10 protein-coding genes are annotated in these 13,054 nt (G+C 57.8%); 5 read left to right on the top strand and 5 right to left on the bottom strand.

The features are described from left to right. Positions 1 to 24: 24 nt before the first annotated feature. Genes P5540_11195 through P5540_11185 form a run of 3 tightly spaced genes read left to right on the top strand, consistent with a single transcriptional unit; the run spans position 25 to position 4,246 of the window. Entirely contained in the window at positions 25 to 891 is an 867-nt protein-coding gene (locus tag P5540_11195; GenBank protein ID HRT65379.1) for an ABC transporter permease, read from the top strand. Beyond that, complete coding sequence (locus P5540_11190) at positions 891 to 2,996, top strand: ABC transporter ATP-binding protein (protein ID HRT65378.1); 2,106 nt, start codon at positions 891 to 893, stop codon at positions 2,994 to 2,996. The genes P5540_11195 and P5540_11190 overlap by 1 nt, the downstream gene beginning before the upstream one ends. Continuing rightward, positions 2,993 to 4,246, top strand: coding sequence for a radical SAM protein (locus P5540_11185; protein HRT65377.1), 1,254 nt, complete (start codon positions 2,993 to 2,995; stop codon positions 4,244 to 4,246). The genes P5540_11190 and P5540_11185 overlap by 4 nt, the downstream gene beginning before the upstream one ends. Here the strand turns inward: P5540_11185 and P5540_11180 are convergent. Both P5540_11180 and P5540_11175 read right to left on the bottom strand, forming a co-directional pair. Beyond that, positions 4,243 to 5,469, bottom strand: coding sequence for a radical SAM protein (locus tag P5540_11180; GenBank protein ID HRT65376.1), 1,227 nt, complete (start codon positions 5,467 to 5,469; stop codon positions 4,243 to 4,245). The two genes, P5540_11185 and P5540_11180, sit on opposite strands and share 4 nt — an antisense overlap. 57 nt (positions 5,470 to 5,526) lie before the next feature. Beyond that, complete coding sequence (locus P5540_11175) at positions 5,527 to 6,678, bottom strand: radical SAM/SPASM domain-containing protein (GenBank protein HRT65375.1); 1,152 nt, start codon at positions 6,676 to 6,678, stop codon at positions 5,527 to 5,529. Between P5540_11175 and P5540_11170 the strand changes: the two genes are divergently transcribed. After that, positions 6,677 to 7,027: a hypothetical protein gene (locus P5540_11170; protein ID HRT65374.1), complete on the top strand. Its 351-nt coding sequence runs from the start codon at positions 6,677 to 6,679 to the stop codon at positions 7,025 to 7,027. The genes P5540_11175 and P5540_11170 overlap by 2 nt on opposite strands. A 193-nt stretch (positions 7,028 to 7,220) precedes the next feature. Here the strand turns inward: P5540_11170 and P5540_11165 are convergent, their stop codons facing one another. Further along, on the bottom strand, positions 7,221 to 8,597 hold the full coding sequence (locus P5540_11165) for an SGNH/GDSL hydrolase family protein (protein ID HRT65373.1): 1,377 nt from the start codon (positions 8,595 to 8,597) through the stop codon (positions 7,221 to 7,223). 51 nt (positions 8,598 to 8,648) lie between these two features. After that, positions 8,649 to 9,734: a hypothetical protein gene (locus P5540_11160; protein HRT65372.1), complete on the bottom strand. Its 1,086-nt coding sequence runs from the start codon at positions 9,732 to 9,734 to the stop codon at positions 8,649 to 8,651. Between the two features lie 179 nt (positions 9,735 to 9,913). Here P5540_11160 and P5540_11155 point away from each other — a divergent pair, with 179 nt between their 5' ends. Next, the gene (locus P5540_11155; protein ID HRT65371.1) at positions 9,914 to 10,837 is read left to right on the top strand and encodes a dihydrodipicolinate synthase family protein; all 924 of its coding nucleotides are present in this window, start codon (positions 9,914 to 9,916) and stop codon (positions 10,835 to 10,837) included. Positions 10,838 to 11,358: 521 nt separating this feature from the next. On the opposite strand, the gene P5540_11150 is transcribed toward P5540_11155, so the two are convergent. Further along, positions 11,359 to 12,930: a hypothetical protein gene (locus tag P5540_11150; protein HRT65370.1), complete on the bottom strand. Its 1,572-nt coding sequence runs from the start codon at positions 12,928 to 12,930 to the stop codon at positions 11,359 to 11,361. Positions 12,931 to 13,054: the final 124 nt, after the last annotated feature.

Here is a 13,054-nt window from a genome sequence, read left to right as displayed (position 1 = left end):
AAAAGCCGCGCACCGGTTGTTACCATGCGGCGCATGAGTGCTCTTGCGTACACAAGCGAGAAACAGGGCGATCCCTGGCGCATCGTGCCCGATTTGCTGGCAAGCCGCGGGCTTCTTCGCGACGTGGTGTGGCGCGAATTGCGCGCGCGCTACCGCAACGCGATGATGGGGTTCCTGTGGGCGGTGGTGCAGCCGGTCCTGATGATGGCCATTCTCCTGTTTGTGTTCGGTTATCTTCTCGGCGACATCATGCAGGCCCGCGGACTGCGCAGCGAGCGGCCCTCGGCGGTGTTTCTGCTGTGCGGGCTGGTGCCGTGGCAGTTTCTGGCGGTTGCGCTGGCCTGCGGCACGCATTCGCTCATCGAAAGCCAGGAACTGATCAAGAAAGTCTATTTTCCGCGCGAGATCATCCCGCTGGCGGCCGTCGTCAATTGTCTGGTGAATTTTTTTGTTGGATTTGTGACGTTGCTTGTTTTCATTATTGTGCGCGACGGTGTTTCCGCGTTGGGCGCGGGGCTTTTTTGCGTGCCATTTATTTTCGCGATTCAATTCATGCTGGTCCTTGGGCTTGCCCTGCTGCTGTCGGCGCTGAACGTCCATTACCGGGACGTTGGCTACATGGTGGATGTTGTCCTCGCGTTTGGCTTTTACGCGACACCGATTTTTTATCCGTTGGGCATGGTGTCGTCCCGGCTTGACGGTTTCCTGTTCAACCTGTACATGCTCAATCCGATGGCGAATCTTGTCACGGCGTACCGGCAGGCCCTGCTGGACAATGTGTTTCCGGAACCCATGCTGCTGTTGCGGCCCCTTGTTGTTGCCGTCCTCTGCCTGCTGATCGGCGCCGTCGTGTTCCGGCGCAACGCCCCAACCCTTGCGGATTACTTGTGATGCCGTTGATCGAAGTCGAGAATGTCGGAAAGTCATTTCGCGCGCGGGGCGGACCGGGCATGTTGCTGGCGCGCGGCGGATTCGTCAATCTCTTTCGCCGCCGCCGTTCGGAAACGATTACCGCGCTGCAAGATATTTCGTTCACCGTGGAACCCGGCGAGGCTGTGGGCATCATCGGCGCAAACGGCAGCGGCAAGAGCACACTGCTCAAACTGCTGGCCGGCGTGACCGTTCCGACGACCGGCCGCGTCAACGTATACGGCCGCGTCGCGTCCCTGTTGGAATTGGGCGCGGGATTCCACCCGCTGCTCACGGGCCGCGAGAACGTGTATCTCAATGCGCGCATCCTCGGCGTGGGGCCCGCGCAGGTCAACCGCGTCTTCGACGAGATTGTCGCCTTCTCCGGCATTGGGGAATTTCTCGACAATCCCGTGAACACCTATTCGAGCGGGATGTTCGTGCGGCTCGGATTCGCCGTAGCGGTGCATACCGATCCCGACGTGTTTCTCGTGGACGAGGTCCTTTCCGTCGGCGACGAGGAATTTCAGCGCAAATGCCGGACGCGCATCGGCGAACTGCGCGAACAGGGCAAGACCATCGTGTTCGTTTCGCACGATCTCGGCATCGTGAACTCGTTGTGCAACCGCGTCGTGCTGCTGAGCAAGGGCCGGATGATTGTGCGCGAATCGCCCAAGGCGACGATTGATTTTTATCTGCGCCAGATCGGTCGTGACATCGGCATCCACACCTTCCGCGGGGATTCGCTCGAGGCGATTCAATGCCATGGGCGGGTGTCCGTTTTTCAGGATCAGCGCGAAATCAGCGCGCCCAGCGGGTTTCAGATGCAGATCGAATCCATGGGACAATGGCATCTGTCGTCCGGCGGCGACTGGATCGTTGATCGGCGCGAGCCGAGCCGCTGCGTGGCCCACGGGCGCATGGCGCGCCTTCCCGTGACCCTGCATTGGGACCTCCGCATCGAGGACAGCCGGCTCGTTTGGAACGCCGCGATGGAGTGCGATCGCGACGTGGACATACCGTCCCTGGCGCTGAACTGTCTTCTGCCGCCCGCGCACACGCGATGGATGTACAACGGCGTAATGGGCCTGTTTCCGAACATCCTGCCGGGCGACCTTGGCTGGACAAGCGCCGTGCCTTCCGACATGAGTTGCCGGGAAGCCGCCGTGCTGCCGCCGGAAAACAGCCCGCTGCGGCCCGTTCTGGCCCGCTTGGACAGCCCCCTGCCCTACTTTTGCCTGAATCTGAGCAATACCGACTATGTGACCGGCGCGCGGGCCCTTCAAGCCCAAGCAACCCTGCCCGGTACGGCGGCCACGTTTGCCGCAGGCCGCCATGAATTGTTGACGCTCACGCTGGACTTCGGCCAGACCGCCGACACGATAGGTGAATGGGTTGACGCGCGGCTTGCCCAGCGGACGATCGTCCAAGGTCCCCTGAAGGCACGTTTCGACGCCGGCCGGATTCGCATCGCCCACGACGGGGAAGAACTCACGGCGTTCCTGCATTTTTATGCCTCGATGCTTTTCGGGGCCATGTGGAACGATAGCACGGCGCTGCATTGGCATTCCCCCCGGCGGACCGGCCAGCGCATCGAGGTGACGGGTGAATCGCGCCGTTTCCCCTACCGCCAGACGTGGGAAATCGAAGCGGCGCCGGAAGGCGTGGCGGTGCGCATCATCCTGCATGTGGACGAACCCATGGACGTGGACGAATATCACGCCAGCATCGTGCTGCGCCCCGAATATTCGCACTGGGAAACCGATCACGAAAGCGGGGCCTACCCCGATTTTGTACAAGGGCTGGCCGACTGGCGCCACGCCAACCGGATCTATGCGCCGGGCCGCCAAGCGACCGCCTTGAGTTCTTCGCTGCCTTCGATTACGCTTGCAACGACAACGGATGAAACGGCTTTTCACATGACGGCCATCAACACCGGCTACCATGAGAATGCGCGGGTCTTGCAGGCCCTTCACAGTCCCGGCGGCGGCCAGATGCACTTCGACAAAGGCGACCGTGTCTATTTCGAGGGCCTGATTACTGTCAATCCGAACCGGCGGGCAACCGCCCCGAGTGCCGAAACATGACGTTCAAAAAGACGAAAAAACGAGTCCTGACGCGCCGCGGCGTGATGTGGCTGGGCCAAACCTGCAACCAACGCTGCTACTTCTGCTACTTTGTCGCGCACATCACCAACTGCGACGACAAGATGCACGATTTCATGGCGCTGGACAAGGCGAAACGGATTTGCAAAACCCTGCGGGACTACTACGGCAACACCGCGATAGATATCCAAGGCGGCGAACCGACCATCTACCCCGATATCTTCGAGTTGATCCGCTATTGCCGCGACATCGGCCTGTACCCGACGCTCATCACCAACGGCCTAATCCTCGGCCGGCCGGGCGCGATCGAAAAATACCGGGACGCCGGCCTTCGCGATTTCCTCGTCAGCCTCCACGGGCATGAAACGATCCACGACGAGGTCGTCGGCGTGGACGGCGCCTACGCCAAAATCCTCGCCGCCATCGGGCGCATGCGCGAAACGGGCGTTCCGTTCCGGTTCAACTGCACCATGTCGAAACCGGTCATTCCCGTCATTCCGAAGATTGCGGAGAAGGCCGTCGAATACGGCGCCTACGCCGTCAACTACATTGCGTTCAACCCGTTCGGCAACCAGGAACAGGGCCGCCGCACCCGCGAAAACGTCGGCCGCTACTCGGACATCAAGCCCTATCTGGCCGAGGCGATCGACCGGCTCGAAGAGGCCGGCATCGAAACCAACGTCCGTTACCTCCCGCTGTGTATGGCCGAACCGCGCCACCGCAAGAATTTCTACAACTACCAGCAACTTTCCTACGACACGCACGAATGGGATTTCGCCAGCTGGCTATGGACCATGATGGCGCCCCAGATGATGAAGGAAGGCGGCGTCGCCCCCGTGTTCCCCATCGGCTTCGGCGCGCGCAAGATTTACACCTGCAACGGGATCGTCCTGCGCGACCGCTACGAGGCGGGCGATGTGAAAACGCGATTCAAGTACGCCGTCCAACGAACCGTCGCGCGCGCCGACCAAGCGCTCCGCGGCAAGGAGGCGCTCTGCCGCAAGGAGGCCCGCGAACGCGCCGCCAACGAATGCCGGTATCAATATCATGAAGCCTGCCGGTCGTGCCATGCCCGAAACATCTGCGACGGATTCCACGGCGACTACGTCGAAATGTTCGGTTCGGCCGAGGCCGCGCCCATTGACGACATCCCCCTTACCGACGATCCCACCTTCTTTATCCGCGAACAGGAAAAAACCGTCGAGCCCGAAGACGAAGCCTGGGCGCTCTAACGGGTTTTTACCCACTCATACGCTCTGCGAAAAGTACCCCAGACGCCGTGGGCGCGATAGACTCTGGCCAAACGGGCTGGAAGATTGCGAACACCCCCTTGTTGCCGCGAAATAAGACGTTCCTGTTCTTTCTGTTCACGGTCCAGCACGGATCGTCGGATTTGTTCCGTTTGCCATCTCAGATGCGATGGGCACCATTGGCAGTATTGCGGGAGATTTCCCATTAGCGCATCTTCCCGGAGGCGCGTCATATACGATCCTGTCCATGTTTCCGACAGGGTTTGTTTTCTGATATTACCGGCGTTTACATCCCAAAAAGCGCAACAAGGCCCCACATATCCTTGGGGAAGAATCGTTGCTGTCAGCCAGGGTTCAAAGCAAGAAGCCGCCGCAATCCGGCTTGGGCCGAAACCGTTTCGATTCGGTTGGGCCTCTTTTGTCCGAACCGCCTCCCCGGACAACAGATGCTGCGCGTTCGTGCCTATGCCTTTTTCTTGGCAGCGCCGGTGCAGATTTTCCAACAATTCAGGAAGCGCCGTCATTTGTTCGGGGGTTAGGATCAGTGATTGGCTCTGTTCGCTTTGTGCCTGAAGCGCTCCCAATCCGAAACTTGACGGCATCATTTCCTCCACGATTTCGAACATGGCATCCAAATGATCCGCATTGTTTCGCATCAACACCATGTGAATGTCTATGACAGGCTGCTTTTTTCCTGTTTCGCGGCGTATTCGGGCGAGGGTACGCATATTGGCCATGGTGCGTTCAAAAGATCCCTCGCCCCGTATCGCGTCGTTGATTTCGGGCGAGGGGCCGTCCAGGCTGAAATCAATGCGTTCCCACCCGATATCCACCAGGCGCCGAAGCAGAGGTTCTTTGAACAATGTCCCATTGGTGAAGAGCCCACCGTTCATTCCTCGTTCCCGAATACGCATACACATCTGCTCGACAAGGCCGGCGCGAACCAGCGGTTCTCCGCCGCCTCCGATGGACCATTCGCGCACGCCCATGTCGGCCGCCTCGTCTACCAGGCGAAGCAATCGGCTGTCCGGAATCTCGTCTGAATAGTCAAGCGCCCCGTATTCGTTTTCGGCCCATCGCTGCCAGCAAATACCACAACGCAGATTGCACCTGTTCGTGGGGAAAACGACCATTTGCCAAGGGCCGGGCGTCTCTCCGTGTTGCCAACGGAGCAGACGCGCCGCTTTGGAGTCTTCATCGTTCACAACGTTGTGTTCCTGCTCTTGTTTCGACTGTCGCGGAAATCCGAATGCTATTATCAATCAGAGGAAGACTTCTTCCATGCGGAACTCCGGTTCGAAGACGCCGAAAATACGCGACGGAACCGCCACGGAATAAAAGCGCTGCTGGCACTTCCGGCACTGTGCCGGCGCCTTGTTCATCAAATGCAGCATGCGCATGCGTCTGTACGGTTTTCCGAACCAAATTTCCTCGAAGGTTTGTGTTTTAAAATCCCCCATGACGTACTGGGGCGCCCAGCAACAGGTGCACATTTCGCTGTTTGCCTTGACAAACGGAAGCCGCCACAGCTCGATACACGTCAGGACGGTCCCGTCGTCCGGCTTTTCGATTTTGATGCCGCCCCAATCCCCCGGAATCGTGACTTCAATCTTGTCGGTGCCAAGCGCTTTGAGCGCCGACAATTCCCGCCAAATTTCTTCTTCCGACATGCTGGCTCCGAGGGCTTGATCGCGCAAATCGGAGCCATCGGCCAATGTAAGCGGTCCTGTATATTCCGGGTAGGTGCACATGTCCGCCAAGTGAAGCCTTACGACCCCGCGCTGCTCCAGGGTGGTTATCAGGTCTGGAATATCGGGAAGGGTATGTTTCATCATGACGCAGCAGGCGGTGATTTTCGGATGATCCACGCCCGCGCGCTGCTTCGCCTCGTTTAGTTTGTCCAGATTGGCCAGAAAACGTTCAATGTCGCCGTTGCGGCGAATATCGGCATACCGCTCGGGATGAGCCGTTTCGATGGAAACAACCACTTCCGATAAACCGGCTGCCACAAGACGATTCGCCATCTCATCAGTCAGCAACAACAAATTCGTGTTGAAATTCGTGCGAAAACCCTGGCGGCAGGCAAATTCGATCATGGGCACGATTTCTTTATTGAGCAGTGGTTCGCCCGTGCCTTGGATTGTAACCAGCTCGACGCTTTTGGGGAGTTGCGATATAACCCGTTTGAATTCCTCGAGCGTCATGTCTTTCGTTTTGTCGCCGTGATAGAACTGCGTCAGGGCGCACATCACACAGCGAAGGTTACAACGGCGGGTCGGCTCCATTTGCATTACCGGCGGAAAAACGGGGTCGTGGCACCATGCATAGGCCATGGCTTTTGCGGGCGCGGGCAAGAGTTTCCAAGCCCGGTATTGCATGGCTTTTTTCAATTGCGCTTGAATAAATCTCTTCATGGATACAACGTTTCCGAGCTGGCAATCACTAATCAAACCGCAGTCTATCGCCGGTGAATATCCCATTATGTCAGGCCGGCTTTCCCGCTTCAACAACAACAGGCGAATCGTCATCTCCGCCGACGGTGTGTATTCAACGATCCCCGATTGGCAGGCCGATGCGAAGCAACGCGACGCGTGCGGACATGTCCCCTTGCCAAACTTCAAATACTTTTTATTCATGTTTGAGCGTACCGAGTTCTTGAGACAAAGGGATGAGAATTTCCTCGAAGATTGGCATTTTCGGGCAATTCCATGTCGGATCGGGCAACGAGATCTTGTGTTGAAATTGAAAATGGCCGCTTGGTAGCGCCGATTTCCCAATCGGCATGTCGTGTTTCAGCAAGCCGATTTGGAAATCGGCGTTACATTCCGAGACCTTCACGACTCCGAGAACACGGTACTCTCAAGTTCATGCTTTTTCTGTCGAAATGCGGCCTGCACGGCATGAAACATACCCGGCGGAATCGTAAAGGCGGGGCGTGGACGAGGGCAACGGGTGGTTACTGAGATGCGATAAACGATTCCATCAAGTCGGTTGCTGGTCCTGCGGTTTTTTTATTCAACGCATTTTCCACGTGTTCCGCCAAGACACCCGCGGCTTTTTTATGGCCGCTGTCGTTCCAATGCACGGAAGGGCGGGATACATAATCGCTTCGCTCCAAACAATCCCTGAGTTCGACATACTCGATGCCGAGGGAATCGAACAACGAAACGGCTGCCTGATAAGTCCTGGAGGGCGTTTTCAGGTCGTCAATATGCGGAATGATCAGTGCAATCAGGCGCGCGGGTTGCCCTTCGACATAATCGCGGATTTGAGCCAGCAGATCGGCTGTTTCCATCCCGCCGCGCAGGGTGCGAATCAATTCCGAATCGCCGGGGCTTTCGACGGCATTCTGTTCGCGGGAGACCTCCCGCCGGACGAGTGGAGCCAACCATTGTTGCCCGCTGCGCGCCACGTTACAAAATTGGAGGAAGACCCGCGAGGCCGACAGCCGTTCCGAAAGCGGATGGGCGCGCCAGTAAGCCTCCACGGGACTTAGCGTCCGAATGCGTCCGTCTCCCATATCCTCGTAACGCATAATGAAATTGGGGCTGTCCTCGAAAATATAGTACATACTCATGGGATACATGTTGTCGTCGAAATCGTTCATGAAAAAGCCGAGTATCACAAACTGCGGGCGCAAAAGGGGAGCATACGTTTTCAGAGATAACAGTTCCTGCTTCTGCCCGATTCCGGGAATGGCCGTATTCCAGACGACGACATTTCTTTCCGCCTTCAGCCGCTTTTCAAAAAGGGCAACGTAACTATTCGCATACGAGGACGCCTGGACGCCCCAAGTGAACGAGTCGCCGATCGCCAGGATGCGGATCTCCGCATCGGCGCATGCCTCCACGGTAAAATCGGTCGCGCCGACAAAGCCGTTACGGTTGATGGGCCAATTCGGATTGCTCCATTCGCGGGCGATATAACGACTCCCCGTAACCGGGCTGAAATCCCACCAGGAAACCAATTTCGGCGTCTTCCATCGGAAATGGAAGGAAGAATGGATGCCCAAATCCGCCAGCACCAATTCCATTGTCCCAAAACAGGCGACGCATGTGGCGGCAAGAAGCAGGAGACTCGATGGATGTATCCGGCGTTTCAACGCAAAAAGCAAAGTCCCCGATCCGATCAACGCCAAGCCTAGGCCCCACCCCGAGGCGGGAAACAGATAATCGTCTATCGCTGGGAAGCGGCCGTACAGAAACGAATAGCCGGCGGGGCTGCACACAAGCCCCGCAAGAACAAGCAGGACGGCAAGACCACCGGTCGTCCGTGACGGCCATTTATGTTGGTGTGGATTCTGAAAAGACAGGTTTTCAGGCGCGTTCGCCATTCTTGTTTTCCATCCCATGCGCACACAAAAAACAACCGAGATGTTGAAATCTCACCTTCCTTCAGGGGCCCCGATGTTCAGATCCTTCACCAGTTGCATGGCCACGGTCTCATGTGTCCGGGGAACCGGATGCGAATCCGCATAAAAAAGATCCCAGTCGGCATTCGGAGCAAGTTCCCGGTAATCAAGGCATTGTAGACCAGCGGCGCGCAGGTCGTCCGCAACACAATGTCCCCATGCATTCCCATGCCTTGGATATATCAATACATAGAAATCCGAACCGGGAAACTGGCGCCGGAATACGAGGTCCATTTCTTTGATAATCGTTTCCATAAGCGGGTAATAGCGTGTCGGGGTTGGCGGAATGTCCACGTTCAAATAGGAAATGGTGTGGCTCTTCAGCAAGCGATCGTAGATCCACGTTCGCCAGGGATGGGCGGTGCGAAACGAACCCATCCATTGCAACCGGCCGTCGTGGATTTCGTAGCAGGCTTGGTCGCGGCCCCAGAATACACGCATGCTGCCGGCAACTCTTCGCGCGATGTCGTCCATGTAAACGAAAACACCGAAACCCCGTTCCTGTGGAATTTCCCGCCGAAGACGCCCGTCCGTCATCATAAACAGCATGCCGTTTGGTCCGTGGCCGGGAATTCCGTAGTTGTACGGCATGTATTTGGGTGCATATTTCCCCGTGTAAAACGGCAAGGTCTCGTCGTCGTTCACGCCCTCTCCAAACGTGAATGAGCATCCCAGAAACACGGCAAAAAAAGTCTGATCGCCCGCATTGTCCACGGGCGTTGCCCGGCGTCCGTATTTGTCGCTCGAATAGGTTGCGCGCCAGATTATTTCACTATCCTTTTTCATGGTGGCGGCGACATGCCTATCGGGAAGAAGTCTGCAACCAAACAGGGGTGTATTTTTTAGCAATGGAATATTCCAACTGGGTTCCGATCCAGTCGGATTGTGTCGCAAGTGGTGCAGCGAAGCAAAGAAACACTCGACCAAGACAACCGGCAGCACGGCGCCCATCGTAATCAACAGAAGGCCCGTCAGCAGGCGTTGTCGCGCAAGGGCGCCGGCGGATGCCCTGACGGTCCTGATTATCAGGCCATGAATATGCCGATTGTTTCGTGTCATGCCGCGTGCGCATACCCTGTATTGCGAAAAGCCTATCGCGATTCGATTGCAACGCGCAACCTCGCCGGTCGCGTTTGAGCGTTCCGTCCTCCTGTGGTAGGCTTGAACGTGGACAGATTCGATCGTTCCCGCGCATCGGGCGGCGCCCATGCCGCCTTTTCCGGGGACAGGAGATTTCGATGAAAGACGCGATTTTTTTCCGCGGCATGATGCCGATTATGCCGACGGTTGTCACGGAATCCGGCGCGCTGGACGAGGCCGGCCAGCGGCGCGTTGTCGAGTATTGCCTGCAATGCGGCGCCGTGGCCATCGGCCATTTCGGCTATGCTTCGGAATTTCACATGTTGTCGGAAGAACAACGGCGCCGGCTTACCGGATTGATAGTGCGGGAGGTCGCGGGCCGCGTGCCGGTATTCATCGGCGTGGCGGCGCCGGCCGTCCATATCGCCGTCGAATATGCGCGGCAAGCGGCGGATCTCGGCGCGGACCTGATCATGGCGACGCTGCCCTATATAGATGTGCCCGATTCCGATGGCGCGTTCGCCTATTATCAAGCCCTTTCGGACGCGTCGCCGTTGCCGATCATCGTGCAGGACGCGGGCCACTGCGCGCCGGTGTTGACTGCGGACTTCATGCTGCGCATGCACCGGGAAATCGAAAACATCCGGTATGTGAAGGCGGAAGGCGCCCGTTTCCTCGACAAGGCCGCCGCCCTGATTGCGGGATCGGGGGGAACGCTTCCGGTCATCGGCGGCGCCGGCGGCAAACATCTGATTCACATGCTGCGGCTGGGCGTCACCGCGTTCATGACCGGCACCGAGGCGCTCGATTTGCACGGCGGGGTGGTCCGCGCCTATCTCGCGGGCGACGAGGCGGAGGCCGCGCGTCTCTATTTCGAGCGCGTGCTGCCCTACCTCGTGTTCTACCTCGACCACTCCAAGGAATTGCTCAAGGAAATGCTCCATCGCCGGGGCCTCATTGACTCGCCCGCAATGATCGCCCCCGCCGGCGTCGCGCCCATGAGCGAAACCGAGCGCCGCGAATTTGACTGGATTCTCAAGCGGATCGGCTTCGATCAAGATCCCCGAAAGACATTTTCGTAACAAGGATTTCCTGGCCTCGCTTCCGGTTTGTTGTTCTTTTTCATGCAAGAACGCATTCCGCCGGAACCGGCTGCCGCACGACGGCCTATTTTGTAAATTAGAGCTACTCCACCCGATCTGCCGGTGAGAATCCATCAGGCTCCACCGTTCCAGCGGCATTTCGCGTGTTCGTGCTCGTAATCGTGCGCGAAATCGTAATCGAATCATCGAAAACGCTTGATGGAGCGCTGCGGTGATGGGACAGTGCTATCCTCACACTTTATTGTTGGTCGCAACGTATTCAACCGGCGAGGACAAGTCTTTCCGATCTAGTGCGATTACGATTTCGGGCAAGAGTAAGAGCAAGAGCAAGAGCAAGAGCAAGAGTAAGAGCAAGAGCAAGAGCAAGAGCAAGAGCAAGAGGAAGAGCAAGAGCAAGAGTAAGAGCAAGAGCAAGAGCAAGAGGAAGAGGAAGAGTAAGAGCAAGAGCAAGAGGAAGAACTTACTGGCCTCTTTACGCTGCCTTAGTCAAGTCACCAGTTCTACTGGTGGTGACTGACTGCCTCTTGCGGGGAAGGCCGGGCATCGAGGGCGGGAGCGATATAGGGATTGAGCGATTCGGCGACGATGTGGGCCTTGATTGGGACGGCGTCAAACGTGAGGTGGCAGGAGTCAAACAGCCAGTCGGGATTGGTTATGTTTTCGCAAACGGGAATGTAGAGCATCCCGTTTCGGTCGCAAAAGCGCCGGATTTCCGGGTTGAGCCATTTGACCAACCTTGCGAAAACCGCGCCGGTGAAATCGCATTGCATGTCCACATGCCGGCGCTTTGCGCGGGGAACCGCAAAATAATCCACATAAGCAAGGCTGCACAGGGCAAAGCGGATGCCGTGCCGCGCGAAAATCCGGCGAAGCCCTTCCAGATTCGCCAGGGTGACCGCCTCGAAATGATCGCGGATGACTTCGTCGGAAGGCCAGAACAGCCACTCGAAGTTGCGCCGGAGGAAATAGGAGTTTCCGAGGAATGCGCCGATGGAGGATATTTCGGCCCGACACAGGATCTGAACGTCGTTCTGCGAGTCGTTGATGCCGAGGTAGCCCACGACGAGGTCCGGCTCCAGTTCGAGATAGGCCGGCATGTGCAGGAAGTTGGCGCGGGAATTGAGGCCTTCGACGCCGCAGTTGACGACTTCGATGGTCCGTCCGGGAAAGGCGCCGCGCAATTCCTTCTGCAGCAGGGCGGGATAGGTGCTGTCGTTGTCGAGACCCTCGTAGGTCGTCGAGCCGCCGAGGCACAGAATGCGGAAGACGTTTTTGGGTTTGGGCACGGCAACGTCCGGGGATCGGTAGCCGAAACGATTGGTTGCAACACGGCCCTCGCTGACAGGACCCTGAAAATTCTTTTTATAACTGAAATTGAAAACTTCCCACCGCGATTCGGCGGGGATGTCCTTTTGGTTCAACCGCATGAGGCGGTATTCGTATTCGATGAACGCATAGACGCTTTGTCCGTCCGGGTCCGGCATGAAAAAGACGTCCGTTTCGCCCGCCGGATGGTTGTCCGGGTCGAAGTTGAAAACGGCGTTGGAGGCCTTCCCGGTTTTTCCCACTTCCTGGGCCTTTGCGGCCAATGCGTCCATGGGCAAGGGGTACGTAATCACGTTTTTGTGAAGCGCCCGCCGCTTGAACCCGTCGCTGTAAACGACCGGCGGTCCTTCCTTCCCAAACCGTATCACCGTTTCCCCGTTGCCCAAGGCAAACCAAAACCGGTCTTCCTCGGACAACGCGGGGAACCGTTCGCGCCGCGCCCGTTTCTCGGCGTCGTTTTCGCCGTCCTTTCGGATGGCCCAATCCGCCGCGAAGGGCGGTTTCGGCGCGCTGGCTTCCCACGATACCGGCGTTGTCGCGACGCGCAGGGGACCTTCCAGGGATTCGCGCGGCACCGGCGCGAACACCGAGGGGTCGCCATTGGCGACGGCAACACAATAGGGGTTGCGGGTTGCAATCCAGATGATTTGCGCCCGCGCCAGCAGCGCCAGTCCCAATGAAATCACGACGATCCATGCGACGGTTGCAAACAGCCAGAATGCGGTTTTGGCGACGACGCTCCTCATGATGCTTTTCCCATGATGAACACATGAAACTTCCCGGCAATCGCCTTTCCACGGCCGAGCGAATCGTCGTTGGACAATCCTGCCCGCGCCGGCAGGCGCGGGTGACTTGCCGGTCCCGAATCGG

Source organism: Candidatus Hydrogenedentota bacterium, from assembly GCA_035450225.1.
Classification (GTDB): Bacteria; Hydrogenedentota; Hydrogenedentia; order Hydrogenedentales; family SLHB01; genus DSVR01.
This window is presented reverse-complemented; position numbering and strand designations above follow the sequence as displayed.

Coding starts and splice junctions, on each gene's coding strand:
- P5540_11195 (HRT65379.1), top strand. CDS start 25: ATGCGGCGCATGAGTGCTCTTGCGTACACAAGCGAGAAACAGGGCGAT.
- P5540_11185 (HRT65377.1), top strand. CDS start 2,993: ATGACGTTCAAAAAGACGAAAAAACGAGTCCTGACGCGCCGCGGCGTG.
- P5540_11190 (HRT65378.1), top strand. CDS start 891: ATGCCGTTGATCGAAGTCGAGAATGTCGGAAAGTCATTTCGCGCGCGG.
- P5540_11170 (HRT65374.1), top strand. CDS start 6,677: ATGGATACAACGTTTCCGAGCTGGCAATCACTAATCAAACCGCAGTCT.
- P5540_11160 (HRT65372.1), bottom strand. CDS start 9,734: ATGACACGAAACAATCGGCATATTCATGGCCTGATAATCAGGACCGTC.
- P5540_11175 (HRT65375.1), bottom strand. CDS start 6,678: ATGAAGAGATTTATTCAAGCGCAATTGAAAAAAGCCATGCAATACCGG.
- P5540_11150 (HRT65370.1), bottom strand. CDS start 12,930: ATGAGGAGCGTCGTCGCCAAAACCGCATTCTGGCTGTTTGCAACCGTC.
- P5540_11165 (HRT65373.1), bottom strand. CDS start 8,597: ATGGCGAACGCGCCTGAAAACCTGTCTTTTCAGAATCCACACCAACAT.
- P5540_11155 (HRT65371.1), top strand. CDS start 9,914: ATGAAAGACGCGATTTTTTTCCGCGGCATGATGCCGATTATGCCGACG.